At 30.1% G+C, this 19,564-nt stretch carries 16 protein-coding genes; 12 read left to right on the forward strand and 4 right to left on the reverse strand.

The features are described from left to right. The first annotated feature begins 8 nt into the window (after positions 1 to 8). Both GGR97_RS04000 and recA read left to right on the forward strand, forming a co-directional pair. Entirely contained in the window at positions 9 to 734 is a 726-nt protein-coding gene (locus GGR97_RS04000; RefSeq protein WP_167897186.1) for a transporter, read from the forward strand. Between the two features lie 284 nt (positions 735 to 1,018). Then, the gene (gene recA, locus GGR97_RS04005; RefSeq protein ID WP_167897188.1) at positions 1,019 to 2,038 is read left to right on the forward strand and encodes a recombinase RecA; all 1,020 of its coding nucleotides are present in this window, start codon (positions 1,019 to 1,021) and stop codon (positions 2,036 to 2,038) included. Positions 2,039 to 2,109: 71 nt separating this feature from the next. Here the strand turns inward: recA and gldC are convergent, their stop codons facing one another. Together gldC and gldB are read right to left on the reverse strand one after the other, a co-directional pair. After that, positions 2,110 to 2,457 carry a gliding motility protein GldC gene (gene gldC / locus GGR97_RS04010; protein ID WP_167897190.1) on the reverse strand — a complete coding sequence of 116 codons (348 nt, stop codon included), beginning with the start codon at positions 2,455 to 2,457 and terminating at the stop codon, positions 2,110 to 2,112. 35 nt (positions 2,458 to 2,492) lie between these two features. Beyond that, positions 2,493 to 3,452, reverse strand: a complete 960-nt coding sequence (gene gldB / locus GGR97_RS04015; RefSeq protein ID WP_167897192.1) for a gliding motility lipoprotein GldB — start codon at positions 3,450 to 3,452, stop codon at positions 2,493 to 2,495. 54 nt (positions 3,453 to 3,506) lie between these two features. On the opposite strand from gldB, the gene nadE reads away from it, so the two are divergent. From nadE to GGR97_RS04050, 7 genes are all read left to right on the forward strand, one after another. Then, positions 3,507 to 4,295, forward strand: a complete 789-nt coding sequence (gene nadE, locus GGR97_RS04020) for an NAD(+) synthase (RefSeq protein ID WP_167897194.1) — start codon at positions 3,507 to 3,509, stop codon at positions 4,293 to 4,295. Between the two features lie 236 nt (positions 4,296 to 4,531). Beyond that, entirely contained in the window at positions 4,532 to 4,972 is a 441-nt protein-coding gene (locus tag GGR97_RS15385) for a cold-shock protein (RefSeq protein ID WP_167897196.1), read from the forward strand. A 180-nt stretch (positions 4,973 to 5,152) separates the two neighbouring features. Further along, the gene (locus tag GGR97_RS04030) at positions 5,153 to 6,016 is read left to right on the forward strand and encodes a GLPGLI family protein (protein ID WP_167897198.1); all 864 of its coding nucleotides are present in this window, start codon (positions 5,153 to 5,155) and stop codon (positions 6,014 to 6,016) included. 2 nt (positions 6,017 to 6,018) lie between these two features. After that, complete coding sequence (locus GGR97_RS04035; protein WP_167897200.1) at positions 6,019 to 8,703, forward strand: TonB-dependent receptor; 2,685 nt, start codon at positions 6,019 to 6,021, stop codon at positions 8,701 to 8,703. Positions 8,704 to 9,171: 468 nt separating this feature from the next. Next, positions 9,172 to 10,017 (forward strand): LamG domain-containing protein, encoded by an 846-nt coding sequence (locus GGR97_RS04040; protein ID WP_167897202.1) that lies wholly within the window; start codon positions 9,172 to 9,174, stop codon positions 10,015 to 10,017. Positions 10,018 to 10,019: 2 nt separating this feature from the next. Next, positions 10,020 to 11,588, forward strand: a complete 1,569-nt coding sequence (locus GGR97_RS04045) for a sulfatase family protein (RefSeq protein ID WP_167897204.1) — start codon at positions 10,020 to 10,022, stop codon at positions 11,586 to 11,588. A gap of 251 nt (positions 11,589 to 11,839) precedes the next feature. Further along, the gene (locus tag GGR97_RS04050) at positions 11,840 to 13,066 is read left to right on the forward strand and encodes a tyrosine-type recombinase/integrase (RefSeq protein ID WP_167897206.1); all 1,227 of its coding nucleotides are present in this window, start codon (positions 11,840 to 11,842) and stop codon (positions 13,064 to 13,066) included. Between the two features lie 196 nt (positions 13,067 to 13,262). Here the strand turns inward: GGR97_RS04050 and GGR97_RS04055 are convergent, their stop codons facing one another. Continuing rightward, positions 13,263 to 14,330, reverse strand: coding sequence for a HigA family addiction module antitoxin (locus GGR97_RS04055; protein WP_167897208.1), 1,068 nt, complete (start codon positions 14,328 to 14,330; stop codon positions 13,263 to 13,265). A 449-nt stretch (positions 14,331 to 14,779) separates the two neighbouring features. Between GGR97_RS04055 and GGR97_RS04060 the strand changes: the two genes are divergently transcribed. The 3 genes from GGR97_RS04060 to GGR97_RS04070 are packed head-to-tail and all read left to right on the forward strand — an operon-like array spanning position 14,780 to position 16,983. Next, positions 14,780 to 15,448 carry a multiubiquitin domain-containing protein gene (locus GGR97_RS04060; RefSeq protein WP_167897210.1) on the forward strand — a complete coding sequence of 223 codons (669 nt, stop codon included), beginning with the start codon at positions 14,780 to 14,782 and terminating at the stop codon, positions 15,446 to 15,448. Further along, on the forward strand, positions 15,423 to 16,604 hold the full coding sequence (locus tag GGR97_RS04065; RefSeq protein ID WP_167897212.1) for a ThiF family adenylyltransferase: 1,182 nt from the start codon (positions 15,423 to 15,425) through the stop codon (positions 16,602 to 16,604). Before GGR97_RS04060 ends, GGR97_RS04065 begins: the two co-directional genes overlap by 26 nt. Beyond that, positions 16,594 to 16,983, forward strand: coding sequence for a DUF6527 family protein (locus GGR97_RS04070; RefSeq protein ID WP_209272317.1), 390 nt, complete (start codon positions 16,594 to 16,596; stop codon positions 16,981 to 16,983). The genes GGR97_RS04065 and GGR97_RS04070 overlap by 11 nt, the downstream gene beginning before the upstream one ends. Before the next feature lie 67 nt (positions 16,984 to 17,050). Here GGR97_RS04070 and GGR97_RS04075 read toward each other — a convergent pair whose 3' ends face one another. Beyond that, positions 17,051 to 19,537 carry an alpha/beta hydrolase-fold protein gene (locus GGR97_RS04075; protein ID WP_167897214.1) on the reverse strand — a complete coding sequence of 829 codons (2,487 nt, stop codon included), beginning with the start codon at positions 19,535 to 19,537 and terminating at the stop codon, positions 17,051 to 17,053. Positions 19,538 to 19,564: the final 27 nt, after the last annotated feature.

Below are 19,564 nucleotides of genomic sequence, written 5' to 3' on the forward strand. Positions count from 1 at the left end.
AAAACAATATGAAAAAAATAGTAATTATTATTCTGATGATTGCATTTACAAAGACAAATGCTCAAATTAGTACAGACAGACCTACACAAACAGAAAGCGCACTAACAGTAAATTCTGGAGATTTACAAATTGAAAGCGGATACTTGGTTGCTTTTGAAAACGACATCAAAAGCACCATAGCTCCTGTAGCTTTATTTAGATATGGAATTACCAAAGGGATTGAAGTTAGAATCTTAAGTCAATTTCAAACATCCAAACAAAACAACCTAACATCAAAAGGAATAAGCGATTTGCAAATTGGTACTAAAATTCAACTTTTAAACAAAAAAGATATAAACACCAAAATTGCGTTTTCATCTCAGCTATCACTACCCACAGGAAGCAAAGGATTTAGTTCAGAAAAAACAGGATCCATCAACAGGCTTTCCTTTTCACACTCCATAACCAACAGCACAAGTATTGGCTACGGAATAGGTTATGATTATTTTGGAGCCGAAAACGAAAATGCAACCTACTCTATTTCTTTTGGTAAAGCTGTAAATAATAAAGTAGGAATCTATATTGAACCTTACGGAACTTTTAAAAATCTAAACAATCATATTTCTAATATTGATGCTGGTTTTACTTATTTACAAAACGACCATCTACAATTTGATTTTTCTTTTGGAACAGGAATCAACCAAACAAACAACTATATTTCAGCAGGGATTAGTTGGCTGATTGAGCACAAATAATCAATCTAAAAATTAAAATCTGCTTTCATAAGCATAAAATATGTGTGACCTACTTGCACACTTTATTACACAAAATAAAAATATGTAAAAACAATTATCTGTTCTCAATTAACAAAACTCAACAAACCCAGTAAAAACAGAACCTGTAGAGAAAATACATTTTTAAAAAACAGCACTTATTTAAAATAAAAACAAGCAAGCTAAAAAAGTTCTGTTTCCTATTTTTACATCTATAAATTCGTATTTTAGCTACCAATCAAAATAATTAAATACACAAAGTCGATATGGCAAAAGAGACCAACGAAAAAGATGCTAAATTAAAAGCGTTACAGCTTACCTTAGATAAATTAGACAAAACTTACGGAAAAGGTGCGGTAATGAAGATGGGAGACATGGCTGTTCAAGATGTAGAAGTAATTCCTTCTGGATCTTTAGGAGTTGACTTAGCCTTGGGTGTTGGTGGATACCCTAGAGGTCGTATTATTGAAATTTACGGACCTGAATCTTCTGGTAAAACAACGTTAACATTACATGCAATTGCCGAAGCTCAAAAAGCAGGTGGAATTGCCGCTTTTATTGATGCAGAGCACGCTTTTGATCGTTTCTATGCAGCAAATTTAGGAGTAGATATTGACAACTTAATTATTTCGCAACCAGACAACGGAGAACAAGCTTTAGAAATTGCTGAAAATTTAATTCGTTCTGGTGCTATTGATATTGTAGTAATTGACTCGGTAGCAGCCTTAACTCCAAAAAGTGAAATTGAAGGAGAAATGGGAGATTCTAAAATGGGATTACACGCTCGTTTAATGTCTCAAGCTTTACGTAAATTAACAGGAACTATTAGCAAAACTAAGTGTACTGTAATATTTATTAACCAATTACGTGAAAAGATTGGTGTAATGTTTGGAAACCCTGAAACAACCACCGGAGGTAATGCATTAAAATTCTATGCTTCTGTTCGTATAGATATTAGAAGAAGAACGCAATTAAAAGATGGTGACCAAGTAATTGGTAATGCTACCAAAGTAAAAGTGGTTAAAAACAAAGTAGCTCCACCATTCCAACAAGCAGAATTTGACATTATGTACGGGGAAGGTATTTCTAAAGTAGGTGAAATTTTAGATATTGGAGTAAACTACGGAATTATTAAGAAAAGTGGTTCTTGGTTTAGCTACGGAGATACTAAATTAGGACAAGGTAGAGATGCTGTTAAGAGCTTAATTAAAGACAATCCAGAATTAGCAGAAGAACTTGAAGCTAAAATTATTGATGCTATTAAAAATCCTGAAGGAGAAGAATAGTCTATCTTTAATAAACATAAAAAATCCCGATAGCAATGCTATCGGGATTTTGTTTTATATGCAAAAACTAATTATTTTTTAGTTTTGTCTTCCAAGTCTAATTTTTCTGCAAAATACTCGCAAAAGTCACGCATAGTTGCCGACATTTTTTCATCATTGGTAGCTCTTTCAAAAGTATCTGCCATTTGTACTAATGTTTGATGAAAGAAAACTTTCATTTCATCAACCGGCATTTTTTTAGTCCACAACGGTAAATACAAACTTTCTTTTTCTTTAGAGTCCCAAACAGAAACTAATATTGCCTTAGATGAATCTTTTGTTATTCCACCATCTGTTGCAGACCAGTGGATGGTTTCTGGAATCTTATTTTCATCCAAACCTACTTCAAATTCTATTTTTGATTTATGTGCTACTGCCATCTTCTTATTTTTTGAATTGCAAAGATATAGAAAAACTACTTCTTAGGCTTAAAACCTGATTGACTTAAAATTGTTTGTGCATCTAACTTCATTAATTGTTGCGGACTTACATTTTGCTTAGCCATAAAAGCTCTTACAATTTGCAAACCTATGTATTTTGCAATTCCACCAGGAGAATCTTTATCAATAGTCATGTAAAATTTAGAAAACGGAGCTACATCTATAAAACGTTGTTTTAACTTAGGCTCATTGCTATACAACAATTCGTTTTTAATAAAATAACTCCATACAGGAGCTTCATTATTTTTCGCCCATTCCATTTTTTTTGGTGTATATCCCAACAAAATATCATCAGAAATAGTAGGTAAAAACAACTGTTCTAAATACAATTTTTTCCCTTCAAAAATAAATTGTCCTAAAAAAGTTCTATCTCTTGTAAATCTATACTTAGTTGCTATTATTTTTTTAGCTACATCGCTAGTTAAGTGTTTTGGAGTAAATGTTTCTGCCAAATAAGCTGGATATCCTCCATACACTTCATGCTTTTTTCCCAAATACATATCCAACGATATTAATACTAAATTATGAGCATACAGGACTCTATCTTCATAAGAAACCCCAGTAATATCTGTAACTATTGTAGGTGTTTCAAAATCATTATAGTAATAATTAATGTGTTTAAACAAATCAATCAACTCCTTTTCTTTTTTATCAAACGTAGGATATATCTTTTTTACTTGCTTGTATAAAAATTGCTGAATAGTATCTTGTCTTCTTTCTACTATCAAACTATCAGACATTTGAGAAGGAAACATATAGGGGTATTCTTCTTTTATTTTAGGCAAATCACCTAATGCTGCAGTAAAAAAAGCATCGTGAAACAACGCAAATTTAACCTCTACTTTTACCTTGGCTATTTCTTGCTCTTTTTTATCTATTGATGTACAAGCAACTAGAATACTAATTATAAAAGATAAGCCAATCCACTTTTTCATGCTGATTATATTTTGAGTAAATTTGTGTAACCTCAAAAATAAGAAATAAGCAACATGGAAACTCAAAAGATAGCAGAACATATTATTGGCTGGTTAAAAAACTATGCAAATAAAGCAGGAGTTAAAGGATTTGTAGTGGGAGTATCTGGTGGAATAGACTCTGCCGTAACCTCAACACTATGTGCAAGTACAGGCCTACCAACTGTATGTGTAGAAATGCCTATTCACCAACATCCAGACCAAGTAAATAGAGCCCAAGAACATATTACACAATTAAAAGCTCGTTTTAGCAACGTAAGCGATGAACGTGTTGATTTAACCGAAAGTTTTGAAACTTTTAAAAAAGCTGTTCCTACCAGTGGTAACGAAGCCATTTTAAACCTTACACTTGCCAACACACGTGCCAGATTAAGAATGACTTCTTTATACTACATAGCTGGTTTACACAGTAGTCTAGTAGCAGGTACCGGTAATAAAGTAGAAGATTTTGGTGTAGGATTTTACACAAAATATGGAGACGGTGGTGTAGACGTAAGCCCTATTGCCGATTTAATGAAAAGTGAAGTATTTGCTTTAGGTGCTTATTTAGGAGTACCAAGCGCTATACAAACCGCTGCTCCTACAGATGGTTTATTTGGAGATAGCAGAACTGATGAAGATCAGCTAGGTGCTAGCTACGATGAGTTAGAATGGGCTATGAAACAACAAGATGCAGGAAAAACGGTAGAAGATTTTACAGATAGACAACAAGAGGTTTTTGCCATTTACAGCAAATTAAACCGTGCTAATCAACATAAAATGGAACCTATTCCTGTTTGTGAAATTCCTGAAAACTGGAAGTAATAGAAACCTGAAACAATAACTCACAAAGAATTAAACTCGTTTTTTGCTAAGAATTTCGTACATTTGCATTCTCAAAAAATAGATTTTCAGGTGGTTTACTTTACTATTAACCACTTAAATACGACCACTATACTTCAAAACATAGCTATTCTTTGAATTAATAAATAGATAGGATATTTAGTTTTTCACCTGAAAAATAAGATATCATTCACATAACACTAAATAAAAAAGCGAAGATGGCAGAAAGTTTCGAAAAAAAAGAACGTGAAAAGAAAAAAGCAAAAAAACGTAGAGAAAAAGCACTTCGTAAAGAACAATTAAAAGAGTCTGGAGAAAAAACTGCTGAATTTATGTACATGGGAGCTGATGGTCAGTTAACTACTGAAAAACCAGATCCTACTATTGTAAGAGAAGAAGTTTCTTTAAGCGATATTCATATTAGTACTCCTAAAAAAGAAGATTTAGAGCAAGAAGATCCTGTTAAAATTGGAATTGTTAAAAACTTTAACAACGATAAAGGATACGGATTTATTGACCAAAAAGATACTGGAGACAGTCTTTTTGTACACATAAACAACATAGAGGGAACTATTAAAGAAGGAAACAAAGTTTCTTTTGAAATAGAAAGAGGAGCTAAAGGTTTAGTTGCTGTAAAAGTTAAGTTATACGTAGCTTAATCTCTTCTAAATTCAACATAAAAAAAGCCTTCAATTCTTAATGAATTGAAGGCTTTTTTATGCGCAAAACTTATCATTAAAAGAACCTTTCGTAAATTAAAACAGAGGTTCTTTTTTTTATTTAAAACTTTCATAGCTTTTAAAGGTCTAACTAAACATACTCATAACAAAAATTAAATTATGAAAGGTTTACAACAAAAATATACTATTGCTATTACCTGTTTTATCATGTGCATTAGTAGCCAATTATTTTCACAGCAACAATTCCAAGGAAAAGCTTATTACATCTCTAAAACAAGCTTAGACATGGATAATTTTGGTCGTCCAGACATGAGCGAAGATCAGAAAAAAAGAATGGCTGAACGCTTAAAAAGTATGTTTGAAAAAACATATACACTAGACTTTAACAAAACAACCTCTATTTATAAAATTGAAGAAAAATTAGCAGCACCTACACAACAAGGTGGGAGTCCTGGAGGGGGGCGTTTTGGCTCTATGATGTCTGGTGCTATTGATGGTGATAAATATAAAAACACCGATACAAAAGAATTACTAGTTTCTCACGAATTGTTAGGTAAAAAATTCTTAATTAAAGATGAACTTCCTAAGTTGGAATGGAAAATAACTGGTGAAGTCAAAAAAATTGGACAATACATGTGTTTTAAAGCTACTGCAGTAAAAACATGGGCAGAATTTGAAATGCCAAGTTTTGGAAAGCCTCCTAAAAAAGAAGACGAAAAAACAGAAAAAAAAGAGCCTATAGCTACAGATGTAACAGCTTGGTACACTTTACAAATCCCAGTAAATCAAGGACCTGGAGACTATTGGGGACTGCCTGGTTTAATTTTAGAAGTAACTGTAGACAAAACCATTATTCTATGTTCTAAAATTGTATTAAACCCAAAAGAAGACGTTGAAATTAAAAAGCCTAGCAAAGGAAAAGAAGTAACTCAGGCTGAGTATACTGAAATTGCGACTAAAAAGTTCCAAGAAATGAGAGAGAACTTTAGAAAAAGAGGTGGTAATAATTCTAGAAGAAGATAATAATGAAACTTAAAATAATAGCATTTTTTATTAGCATTTGCTCCCTTTCTTTTGCACAAGTAAAAGTAGAAGGAATTGTAAAAGACAGTATTGGAAATCCATTAGAATTAGCCAATGTAGTTGCCATTAACCAAGAAACTAAACTAATGGATTCTTATGGAATGACTGACAGCGAAGGACACTATAAAATTAACCTTAGCAGTAACACCGCCTACACACTACAGGCTAGTTTTATAGGAATGAAAACCAAAGAAATTTCTATTAAAACAGAAAAAAACACCCTTTCTCAAAACTTTAACCTACTAGGAGATAATGTTTTGGACCAGGTAGAATTGGTTTACGAAATGCCTGTGGTTATTAAAGGAGATACTTTAATATACAATGCAGATTCTTTTAAACACAAAACAGATAGAAAATTAGGAGATGTACTTAGCAAACTACCTGGTGTAGAAGTTAATGATGATGGAGAAATTGAAGTAGATGGTATTGCTGTTAGAAAAGTAATGATAGAAGGTAAAGACTTTTTTGATGGAGATTCTAAATTAGCCACTCAAAACATTCCCGCTAATGCTTTAGATAAAATTGAAGTTTTAAAAAACTACGACGAAGTTAGTCAGCTAAAAAGTGTACGAAATAACGAAGAAAGTATTGCTATTAACATTCGTTTAAAAGAAGGAAAAAAGAACTTTTGGTTTGGTGAAATTACTGGTGGTGTTGGACCTAATGATAGGTACTTGGTACATCCTAAATTATTTTACTACAGCCCAAAATACAGTTTAAATCTTATTACAGACTTTAATAATATTGGAGAAGTTCCATTTACACGAAAAGACTATTTTAAATTTTCTGGAGGCGTTAGAGGATCTAACAGAAACAGTGGAACTAATTTTGACGTAGCTTCATCAGACATAGGCTTCTTAACACTACAAAATAACAGAGCCAAAGCTATTGAATCTAAATTTGGAGCGCTTAATTTTAATTATGCTCCTAAAAAAACATGGGACATTAGCGGATTTGCTATTTATTCTGGTAATGAAACTACTATGCAACAAAATAGCGATAAAATATATTCCTCTAATGATAATCAAAACGAAAGCACAACAAGTGATACTCGACAAAAATCAGATTTAGGATTATTTAAATTAAGCTCTAAGTACATTCCTGATGCTAGTAACCATTTAGATTACGACATCTTTGCTAGAGTATCAAAACAAAGAGAGTATAAAGATTTTTTCTCATCTGTATTGCAAAACATAGACGAAACTCTGGCTCAAAACCCATATAGTATCACTCAAAACATAAACTACTACTACACCTTAAATCCTAAAAACATTTTTGCTGTGGAAGTTCAATCTTTAACACAAGATGAAGATCCTTTTTACAATGCAATACTAGATGTTACTAATGAATTTAAATTTTCTGACGATTTAAATATGAACACCACACAATCGTCCTTAAACATTGCCCAAGACAAAAAAATTAAAACCAATAAACTAGATGTTAAAGCCGATTACTGGTATGTCATAAACGACAAAAGCAACATCAACTTTACCTTAGGACTTTTATCAAGCTCTCAGCGTTTTAATTCTGAAATCTATCAAATTTTAGACAACAACAATACTTATGAATTAAGTAATGTGGATGGAAGCGTATTTAATGATATTAACTATTATTTTAACGACACCTATATTGGAATACAATATGCTTTAAAAGCTGGAATTTTCACCTTTAGACCTGGATTATCAGCACATGCATACTACACAAAAAACAGCCAGTTTACCAATATTGTTACTGATAACTTTCTTCGTTTATTACCAAGTTTCAATACTAGAATAGACTTAAAAAAGAGCGAAAACATTTCTTTTAACTATGCTATGACTACCACTTTTACAGATGTAAATCAATTAGCAGAAGGATTTGTATTTAACAACTACAACTCCCTTTTTAAAGGAAACAGTCAATTAGATAATTCCTTAGCTCACAATGTCCGATTGAATTATTTTAGTTTTAATCAATTTAGCTATACCAACATATATGCCTCTATTAACTACAACAAACGTATAAATCAAATTAGAAATAAAGCTACATTTATACCTGGTTCTAACAACAAAACATCTACTCCTTTCAATTCTAATTTTGAAGACGAAGTGGTAAGTCTAAACGGAAAAGTGGAAAAAACAATTGGAAAGATTAAAGGTTCTCTAGGCGGTAATTTTTCTTACACAAAATTCAACCAATTAATTAACACAGAACAAAGAGTAAACGAATCTTTTACACAAACATATCGCACTAAATTTAACACCAATTTTAAAACCGCTCCAAATTTAGAAATAGGATACAATTTAAAAGTAAATGAGTATAATCAAGGAAATGGAAATACTAAATTCTATACTCACAGTCCTTATGCAAACTTAAGTGCTTATTTCTTAAAAGGTTTTATTTTTAAAACAGGCTACTCTTACTACAATTATAAAAACAATGAAAGAACATTAAACAACTACACTTTTTTTGATGCTAGTTTAGGCTACCAGAAAGAAGATAGTAAATGGGAATACAAATTAGCAGCCACCAATCTGTTAAACACCAAATCTTTAAACAGCGATAATATAAATGCATTATATACCAATACTACAGAATACTTTATTCAACCAAGATACGTAGTACTTAGTGTTAAATATGATTTGTAAATTTGTCTACTTTTTTTTAACAAAAACCTAACTTACAAATAAGTTAGGTTTTTTTGTTTAGAAATATAGAAAACACTCACCTAGCATCAATGGGTATTTATTGGTAAGATTCTCTATATTTAGAAGGAAACATTTGTATGTGTTTTTGAAACTGTCTGTAAAAAAGTATGATTATTAGAACCTACTTTGTATCCAACTTCTGAAATAGACATATCGGTGTCTATTAACATTTTACAGGCAATGCTAATTTATTATTAAAACTAGAACTGTTGAGAGTGAGCCTTTATCACTTTATATCGTTTAGGATACCTTTCTATCAACTCTAAAAATTCAGCTTTTTTCATAGACTTTTTCTTTTTTAGACAATTGTCCTATCAAATAAAACCTCTGTTGCACACTTGTTTAATTTTCTATTGTAGCTTCGTATAAATTGATTCCAAAACAAACCTATTTTAACACATTTTAATCATGATCAAAAAAACATTTTTTTTTATCCTTATCTGTTTTGTCACTTTGTTGCAAGCACAACCGCCAAAAGTAGAAGGTAAAATATGGAAAAAAGTAAAAGCATTAAGCGATGAGTTTAATGGAAAAAAAATAAACACAAAAAAATGGAACATTGAACCAGATGGACATTATGAGTTAAAATGGACAGGACGTGCACCAGCTTTGTTTCAAGAAGAAAGCTTTGACATTAAAGACGGTTATCTAACTATTGAAGTTGGAGAGCTACCCAAACCAGTAACCTTAGGAAAACACACCTATAAATACCATGGAGGAATTTTACGTTCTTACAAAAAAACAAACATTGGACACTATTACGAATGTAGAATGAAGATGAACAAGACTGAAATGGGTGGTGGATTTTGGTTATGTCATCAAGGAACTTGTGAACAAAAACACGAAATAGACATCACCGAATCCGTAGGAGTATTGACCGAAAAAACACACAAATGGGCTCATGATTGGGATCGAATTATGCATTCTAACGCTATTCATAGAGGAAGCTCTTGCAATAAGTCTATAAGAGACCAAGGAGCTAAATATTTAGATGTTAAAAATCACGAAAAGTTTTATACTTATGGATTTTACAGAAAAAGTGCTACTGAATTGTTATTCTATTTAGACGGAGAATACGTATACACCCTAACCCCGCCTGTTCCTTTTGACCAGGATTTAATATTGCAATTTTCTATAGAGGCCTATGACTGGAACCCTATTCCAGAAAAAGGAAGTAAAGTTGCTACAGGAACCAAAGAAGAACGTACCACTTTGGTCGACTATATTAGAGTTTACGAATTGAAAGACAAATAGAAATGAAAAAATTAGCCCTTTTATGCTTGATCATACTAACCGTTAGTAATACACAAGCAAAGAAAAAACCTAATATTATTTTCATCATGTCCGATGATCATGCAGCACATGCCATTGGAGCCTATGGTGGCCGCTTGTCTGGTTTAAATATGACTCCCAATATTGACAAATTGGCTCAAAATGGAATTCGTTTTACCAATGCCTTTTGCAACAACTCTATTTGTACACCAAGTAGAGCATCTATTATTTCGGGTCAATACCCGCAAACTAATGGAGTGTTAGATTTAGATGATAAATTAGACACCATAAAACAATACTTACCTATAGAATTAAAAAAACTAGGATACAGTACTGCGGTAGTAGGTAAATGGCATTTAAAAAATGAACCAATTAACTTTGATTACTACAAAGTACTGCCAAGTCAAGGAAAATACTTTAACCCTACATTTTTAGAAAAAGGAAAAGGAAATTGGCCAAAAAATAAAGTGAAATCTACAGGACACTCTAGTGATGTTATTACAGATATCTCTATTGATTACTTAAAAAATAGAGACAAAGAAAAACCTTTCTTTTTAATGCATCATTACAAAGCTCCACATGACTTTTTTGAATACGCCCCAAGATATGAAGAATTTTTAAAGGATGCTGAAATTCCAGAGCCTTCAAGCTTATACTATCAACCAAACTGGGGTTCTGAAGGAGTAAGAGGTATTAACGATTCTTTAAAAACATATATTGGTACTTCGGTTTCAGACAGACATATGTACCGTAACTACAACTGGATGTTAAACGGAGGCAAATACAAAGGAAAAGAATCTGCACATCAAGGATATCAAACCTATATGAAACGTTACTTACGCTGTGTAAAAGGAGTAGATGACAACCTAGGACGTTTATTTGACTACTTAAAAAAAGAAGGTTTATGGGAAAACACGGTGATTATTTACACAGGAGATCAAGGAATGATGTTGGGTGAACACGATTTACAAGACAAACGTTGGATGTATGAAGAATCTATGCGCATGCCTTTTATTGTACACTACCCAAAAAAAATAAAACCGAATCAAATTTCAGACCTGTTAATCAACAACACAGATTATGCTCCAACCATGATAGAATTGGCAGGAGGAAAAACTCCCGAATACATGCAAGGAAAAAGTTTTATTAGAACTTTAAAAGGTAAAGAAGAAATAGACTGGAGAGAAACTACTTATTACCGCTATTGGATGCACATTATTCACCACTATGTACCTGCACACATGGGAGTAAGATCTAAAGACTACAAATTAATTTTTTACTATGGAAAGCACTATTTGCCTACTTCAGAATTTAAAAAGCACTATTGGGGTAAACAATACTACGGTATAGACAGAGAAACTCCACATACTTGGGAGTTCTATGATTTAAAAAATGATCCTCAGGAATTGAACAACCAATACAACAACCCTAAATACAAGGACATTGTTGCCAAATTAAAAATGCAATTAAAGAAACAAAGAGAAGACTTAAACGAAACGGATAAAAACTATCCAGAAATTAAATCCATTGTAGACAAGCATTGGAATGATTAAAAAAAGAACTCTTAAAAAAACACCCCCCTTAAAACTTAGTTTCCAAGAGGGGTTGTTATAAATTGTGGAGACGCCGAGTATTTTCGCTTTTATTTGTTAATATGAATAATTGTCCTACATTAACTATAAACACTGAGTTTGTAGGATATTTACATAGCAAAACACAACCTATATTTATATTTAGATATAACATTTTTGTCAACCAAATTGTCAACTGCTCAGAATCTTATTTTTTATTCAAATAATTTTCTATGAAACACACATTTTTTTTAAAACATCCAAAATCAGACAAAGAGACGCTAATTTTATTTAGTTGCTACTTTAAAAATGAAAGAAAAAAATTAGTTTACTCTACTAGAGAAACTATTCATCCTTCTCAATGGGACTTTGAAAATAATCAACCAATTAAGAAAGGAAAAAATCGTTCTTTATACTCGTCCAATATAAAATCAAAGTTAGATAGATTTTCTACTTGTTTTGAACAAACAATTACTTTTTGTAATCAATCAAAAATAAACATTACCTCTTCTTATATAAAAGAGCAGTTAGATATTGAATTTAATGTCATATCACAAACTAAAAGTTTTTTTAATACTTATGATGAATTTACCGAAGAACAAATCAAAAGACAACTTTGGCAAGAAGCAACCATAAAAAGATACCAAAACATCAAAAACATCTTATCTGAGTTTCAAGAGAAAAGAAAGTATAACCTAAACTTTAATACTATCAATTCAAGATTTTTATCAGAATTCACAGATTTCTGTTATGTATATAGAAAACACTCAACAAATACCTTTTCTAGAAATTTAGGTCTATTCATCACTTTTCTAAACTGGTCTTTAAAAAACAAACACACCTTTAATGCAGAGTTTAAAAACTTCAAAAAACCTCAAAGAGTATTAACAAGACAAGAAGCTCTAACAAAAGAAGATATCGAAAAAATATACAATCATAAATTTGACTCAAAAAAACACGAAATCACTAAAGACCTGTTTATCATTCAATGTCTTACAGGTGTAAGGTATGAGGACGTACATCGTATTGGAAGAGCAAACACTTTTGAAGAATATATTATGGTAAAAGACGGTAAAGATCCTACTAAATCCGAAAGATCTATCCCATTACTACCCATAACAAAAGAAATATTGATAAAATACGATTACAAACTACCTGAGAGAAGTAACCAAAAACAGAATGATTATATAAAAGAAATATTAAAAGAATTAGGTTTTACAAGAGAGGTAGAATATACCGTTGCTAAAGGCTCTAAACATATAAAATATACTAAACCCTTTTATAAGAGAATTACCACACATACCGCACGTAGATCATATATAACTATTATGAGAAACCATGGCATAGCCGATAAAACAATTATGAGCCTATCAGGCCACAAAGATATTAGAACCTTTAATATGTATCATCAGGTAGATGATAAAGCAAGGATTGATGCTGTTAATAGTGTTTTTGGGTAAACCCAAAACAATGGTATTAAGAGAGCCAATAAAGATCCTGATTCCTAGAATTATCCTTAACGATACGATTAACCCACTTATTAAAATCAAATAGAACTAAAAATGAGCCGATTAATGTTATTAATCGGCTCATTTTTGGTTGCAATAAGAATAATTTGATAAAAAGATTTAAATCTAAAACTTCACCTATCGTATTCTATGACTCATCTAAGACGTTTATTTTTGTTATTGTACTTCTTTTTCTATAGTACTCAGGATTCTCATGACAAACTCTCCCTCTAATAATTCCTGGGTGAATACGGTAAATATCTGAAAATTCATAAATTATATCATCATTAAAAGAATCATTTCCATATATAAAATCCATCCATAAATCATACGGAATTAAAGCATTTCTAGAATACCTATCTGCTTCTAACTCCATTAAATCAATTTCACTATCTGACAACTCTTTTGAATAATATTTTTCTGAATATAGATGATGATAAACATGAAATAATTCGTGTAATAATGTAAATGCAAAATTATCCAGTCTTTTATATTTTAATGACATCACAATTACAGGATTACCACAAGAAGAAACAAAAGATTTACCGTCTGCATGAGTTTTTGTTGGTCGGTCTAAAACTAAAAATTTAATTCCATACTTGTTTAATATCTTCTTAGTACTGGATATTGTTTTTTTATTCTTGTAAAAAACATCTTTAAGTTCATTTACAACTTTTGATAAAGTGTTTTTATCGAAACTAGGAACATTTTGCTTTTCAGCTTTATACTCAGCCAATAACGACCAGGCTACTAAATTATTATGTTCCGAAGTTAATTTTAAAGATTTTCTAAAATGTGATAATTTATAACTACTAATTACATCAGCCAGTTCATTATAATTTTTCACCTTATAAATTTCATATATTTTAGAGATATCATCTGAATTAACTATATCTAAAGTATCATCTTGCTTAAAAAAAGAAAACGGCACTAGCTTTGATACTTTCGTCCATTCTTCTAATTTCTCTTTTTTCTTTACAACGTCTTTTTTCTTTAGCTCATTAGCTAAAGAATATTTTAATTGTAAATCAAGCCAATATTTTGCTTTTTTAAAACCTATAGCCTCTAGCGATATAGCTATAGAAGTCGTTATATTCCTATCTCCCTTTAAGATACCATTCAAAAGAGAAGGAGCAACTCCTATTTCTTTTGAAAGATCTTTCTGAGAAATACCATTCATTTTTATTAAATCTTGCAATTTAACTCCAGGGTGCATATACAGGTTAGATTTGTTTATGCAAATATACAAAAAAAATAAACATTAAAAAATTTACAATTTTGTGAATATAAACAAAAACATTAAAAAAACTTTATTGTAATTTTTTAACAACAAAACGTTTTAATATAATTATTTTATTATATCTTTGTATATAAGATGTGTAAACATTGGAAACAAAAAAAGCCCGAAAATATTGTTTCAGCAATATTATATCGGACTATAATTTCTTAAAGAGTTAAAGATTCCTACGTCTTCTGCAAGCAATTTAGAACTTCCAAATGCTTACAACCTCTTGTGGTTGTTAATGTAAAAATAAGGTTTTTTAATGTTAAAAGCAAATTTATTTCTACCTCTAACAGCCTGAACAACAGACTCAGTTGTTTTAAAGCTAAAGAGTGCAACCCAGCTTAGGGGAAATAAATTTATTAATGCATAAAATTATAAACATGCAGACATTTAACATTAGAGTCAATCGCACGACCTTAAATTCGCCAAAACAATTATTAACAGGTAAAGAAATTTTAGAACTAGCCTGTTTAACACCTGTAGAAAGTTACGAATTACTTCTAGAAACAAACCGTAAGGGGTATGAACCAATTCAGTTAACAGAAACTGTTGATCTATCAGATCCTGGAATTGAACATTTTGTTGCCAAGCTTTACAATTCAATAAATATATTTATTGACGACGTAGAGTATTCGGTAGATGAATGTAATTCTACTCCTACAAAACTACTTGAGTTAGCAGGATATAATAACACCAATTATTACTTAACTCAGATTAAAAATGGAGATATAGAAATTGGATACAAAGAACAAAATGATGCGGATCATAAAATTTCATTAAAAAATGGTTCTAGATTTTGCCTACATCCAAAAGAAGAAAATTATATTGATATAAATGGAACCATCCATTCATGGAATACCAAAACTATTTCTTATGAGCAAATTATTGAACTATTTACAGGTTCAAAAAACATCCCTCCTAACAGAGCTTTTACTATAACTTATCATAATGGAGTCTTAAACAAGCCTAAAGGCTCACTTACACCTGGAAAATCAATTAATGTTAAATTTAAAATGCTATTCCATGTTAGTGAGACCAACCAATCATAAAGTAATTATAGATCAATTTCATAGCATAGGCTATGAAATTGATTTAAAAGATGGATGTATTCTCGTTTCTAATATACCATATATTAATAAAGACAAAACAATAAAGAAAGGAGTTTTAGTATGCCCTCTCAATATTATACAGAATAATATTGTACAACCTAAAGATCATGTAATGCATTTCATAGGTGAAGAACCATGCGATAAGAATGGTACTAGAGTGCCCGTATTTATCATTGGACAAAGTCATAAACTTAGTGCTAATATCTTAAGTAATTTCACTTTTTCTAACAAACCTAAAACACCTTTTAAAAGTTTTCTAGAAAAATTCGAGAGTTATATAAGACTAATATCGAGTTATGTTGAAGAAGTTGATGAAAATATAAAACCTCAGAGCTTTAGGGCATTAAATATATCTAGCAATAATAGTTCTCTAAATTATTTAGATACTAATTCAACTAGATCTTCTGTGCTACATATAACTGAAAAAGTCAAAAACATGAAGATTGGTTTAATAGGATTGGGAGGCACAGGGTCATATATACTAGATAAATTAGCTAAAAACCCCATCGAAGAAATCCATTTATTTGATGGAGATGATTTTTTTCAACATAATGCTTTTAGATCTCCTGGAGCAGCTTCTTTTGAAGAACTAGGTGAAAGCACTACAAAAGTTAATTATTTTCATCGTACCTATTCTAAAATGCATAATGGTTTAATTAAACATAATTATTATATAACTGAACAGAATATCAATGAATTAAATCATTTAAATTTTGTGTTTATTTCCATTGATAAAGGAGAAATTAAAAAACTTATTATTGAACACCTACAGAAACTAAATATTCCATTTATAGATACTGGTATTGGTGTTTCAAAAATAAACGAAAAACTGAATGCTTCAATAAGAATCACTTCTAGTGATAATCTAAATAAAAATCATATTTGGGAAAGCAAACGAATTTCTTTTTTTGATCCAAATCAAGATGATATATACCAATCAAACATTCAAATAGCTGAATTAAATTCTTTAAATGCTGATTTAGCAATAATAAAATGGAAAAAAATGATTGGTATTTACAGTGATAATATTTTTGAGTATCAGACCATTTACAATATCGCTCATAATGATATCCTAAATGAAGATTATGGAACATAGATTTGTAAATTACATACCTGATTACTTAAAAGAAAACATTATATATATATCAAACAACTCTAATATAGTAATTCATCTATGTGCTTGTGGCTGTAAAAACAAGGTTGTAACACCAATATCACCAATACAATGGTCATACACCTACAACGGTGAAAGTATTAGTCTTTCCCCATCCATAGGGAATTGGAATTTTGATTGTAAATCTCATTATTGGATTAGAGATAATCAAATTGTCTGGGCTGAAAAATGGGGTAATGGTAAAATTTCTGAAGTTCAAAAAAATGAACAAATAGAAATTGATGATTTTTACAATAAAGAAGTCGTAGACAGAAAAGACTCCTCTTTTAATAAGTTTCTTAAATTCTTGAAACTTAAATAACAATAAAGCCAAGCATTATCTTGGCTTTATTGTTTGAACAAACTACCTTCTTCTACAATTAATGTTATTACAGATCTACCCCATAACATCTAATTAATATGTCGTTAAGTTGTTTTTCCCAAACATCCCAAGAATGATTTCCGCCTTTAACTTTTTCTACATATAAATCATATCCTTTTTTTTCTAGAATATCAATAAAAGGCAAGTCTTGTTTTTCAGTATCTTTTCCAGTTCCATAACTTAAATACATCTTAAAATCTTGTTTAGATTTTGAGTTATATAAATTATAAATATCTGGACAAGGATGAAAAGCAGGAGATTGCAATAACACATTCTCAAAAAGATTTGGATTCTTTATGGCTAAATAGGCTGCGGAAAGTCCTCCAAAAGAAAGTCCTAAAACAGATCTATTTTGTGAAGCTGTATATGTTTTCTCAATGGAAGGAAACAATTCTTTTGAGAGAAAAAGGGAATACGAATCATTACATAAATATAATTCTTCTCTTGTTTTCCACCTTTTTTGTTTTGGAAAATTAATGTCTTTAGGCTCAATAAAAACCACAATAATAGGTACTATTTTTTTAGCATAAACTAGACTATCTACTTTCCTAGCTAGTTTTCCTTTTCTTAAGTAAGGTACTCCATCATTTACAAATAAAACAGGTAACCTTTGGCAAATTTTATTTAATGGAGGCTGATATACATAGTAAAGAAGTCTTTTTCCTAATACGCGACTATTAAAGCTTTGTCCATTTGACAAGACACCATAATAACCAGTATCCCTTTTTACTTTATCGTAGATTTTCAAATATTTTTTAGCTCGGTTTTTATAACTATCTACTTGTAAAGATGCTATTTTAATAGGTAAATCTATAATTTCTTTAGCCATTAACACAGCATTTGAAATATCTTTATACTTAGAGTATAAATTAAAAAGATCTATTCTTGCCTCATACCTATAGGGCTCTACCCTCTTATTGTAATTAAATATTTCTATTGCTTTTTTTAAGTTATTGTCTTTTAAGTACTCTAATGCCAAATATCTACCTATTAGAGGCATACCACTTTTTTGAAAAGCAATATTTAAGTATTTTATACTTTGTTCCCTATACCCTTTCTTTTTTAACTCAGAAGCCACATAAAACTCTGCTCTCCCATTATTATTAATATATTTTAAGTTATTTTCTAGTTTTGATAAATCTACCTCTTTTAAAGGTGTTTTTAATTTTGATAGCGAAATTTCAGCATAAACTCTTAAAGGAATTACAGTCAATAAAAACAATAAAGGAATCAATAAAACAGTATTTGTGTATATATTATTTTTCAATTTAAATATTGGTTTACAGTTTATTTGTTTTATTATAATACTCATAAAAAAAAGAAATATAATCATAAATACAGGGACTACTAATATTGAGTTTGTACAAGCATAAACACTTAACAGCAACAATACTGATGTAGCTATTTTTGTTTCAAGAGTATCTATTTTTTTTCTTAACACCGTTATTAAAAATAAAATCAAAAGAACTATCCAAATAACTCCCATCTCAAAAGTTAATTCTAAAAAATCATTAAAAGCAACAAATACAAAATCACCATTTTTTACTTCCTCCCAATTTCTTTCAGTGTCAAAATAAACTGCTTTGTTTTTATTATATTCTTTAGCAAAAGAATCAATTCCATACCCCCATGGATTTTTAACAATTTGAGAAACCGTTGTTTTTGAGATAAATGACCTACCATTGATAGAGCTTGGATTTATTTCATATAGTTTTTTTCCTACAATAATAAAAACTAATAACCCAATAACTCCAATTAAACCAGTCGTAAGCTTAGATATTCTTTTCAAAAACAAATACATATTTTTTTTATACAATATCGTTACTCCAAAAACTAAAGCCAATGTAGAACCCCTAGATTTAGTCAATACTAAAACATATAATAAAAACATAAAAGCTAATGAATTTATTAAAACTGCAAAACTGTGTTTTACTTTTATTATTTTAAGAATTGAACACAAAGATAAAACACCAAGACTAATTAATAAACCTAACTGATTAGGCGAATGAAACATGCCTAAAACCTTAAAGTATTTATTTTTTTCAGAAGGAATCCAGTCTAAGTATTGAAACACCCCTAGAAAAGCATTTATAAGTGCTAAAAAAAGAAGGCTATACAACATAATTATACAAGATTTTTTTAAGTGTTTAGATAAAAAAATCTTTAAAAAAAAATAAGTGATAAAATATGCTGTGTAATTCCATATTTTAATATGAAACATATTTATAGTTGAATTGAACAAAAGCTGTATAATTCCTATAGAAGCGATTCCAACAATAAAAACGTCAAAAACATTAATAGTTATTTGCTTATTATTATTTTTTATAAAATAAAAGTTCACTAAAACTAAAAAAAACATCCAATATAAAAATTTACTTTTTAGAAATATTAAGCTATCAATAGAAGTATAAATAACAGATGAGATAATCAAAAAAAGAACTATGGTTAACTCTTGTAGATATTTACTAAAATATGACATTTGAATATTTTTCATTTTAACAGAAATTATAAAAATCAAAAA

The organism is Wenyingzhuangia aestuarii, assembly GCF_011927765.1.
In the GTDB taxonomy this organism is placed as follows: domain Bacteria; phylum Bacteroidota; class Bacteroidia; order Flavobacteriales; family Flavobacteriaceae; genus Wenyingzhuangia; species Wenyingzhuangia aestuarii.

Coding starts and splice junctions, on each gene's coding strand:
- GGR97_RS04000 (WP_167897186.1), top strand. CDS start 9: ATGAAAAAAATAGTAATTATTATTCTGATGATTGCATTTACAAAGACA.
- recA (WP_167897188.1), top strand. CDS start 1,019: ATGGCAAAAGAGACCAACGAAAAAGATGCTAAATTAAAAGCGTTACAG.
- gldC (WP_167897190.1), bottom strand. CDS start 2,457: ATGGCAGTAGCACATAAATCAAAAATAGAATTTGAAGTAGGTTTGGAT.
- gldB (WP_167897192.1), bottom strand. CDS start 3,452: ATGAAAAAGTGGATTGGCTTATCTTTTATAATTAGTATTCTAGTTGCT.
- nadE (WP_167897194.1), top strand. CDS start 3,507: ATGGAAACTCAAAAGATAGCAGAACATATTATTGGCTGGTTAAAAAAC.
- GGR97_RS15385 (WP_167897196.1), top strand. CDS start 4,532: ATGGCAGAAAGTTTCGAAAAAAAAGAACGTGAAAAGAAAAAAGCAAAA.
- GGR97_RS04030 (WP_167897198.1), top strand. CDS start 5,153: ATGAAAGGTTTACAACAAAAATATACTATTGCTATTACCTGTTTTATC.
- GGR97_RS04035 (WP_167897200.1), top strand. CDS start 6,019: ATGAAACTTAAAATAATAGCATTTTTTATTAGCATTTGCTCCCTTTCT.
- GGR97_RS04040 (WP_167897202.1), top strand. CDS start 9,172: ATGATCAAAAAAACATTTTTTTTTATCCTTATCTGTTTTGTCACTTTG.
- GGR97_RS04045 (WP_167897204.1), top strand. CDS start 10,020: ATGAAAAAATTAGCCCTTTTATGCTTGATCATACTAACCGTTAGTAAT.
- GGR97_RS04050 (WP_167897206.1), top strand. CDS start 11,840: ATGAAACACACATTTTTTTTAAAACATCCAAAATCAGACAAAGAGACG.
- GGR97_RS04055 (WP_167897208.1), bottom strand. CDS start 14,330: ATGCACCCTGGAGTTAAATTGCAAGATTTAATAAAAATGAATGGTATT.
- GGR97_RS04060 (WP_167897210.1), top strand. CDS start 14,780: ATGCAGACATTTAACATTAGAGTCAATCGCACGACCTTAAATTCGCCA.
- GGR97_RS04065 (WP_167897212.1), top strand. CDS start 15,423: ATGTTAGTGAGACCAACCAATCATAAAGTAATTATAGATCAATTTCAT.
- GGR97_RS04070 (WP_209272317.1), top strand. CDS start 16,594: ATGGAACATAGATTTGTAAATTACATACCTGATTACTTAAAAGAAAAC.
- GGR97_RS04075 (WP_167897214.1), bottom strand. CDS start 19,537: ATGAAAAATATTCAAATGTCATATTTTAGTAAATATCTACAAGAGTTA.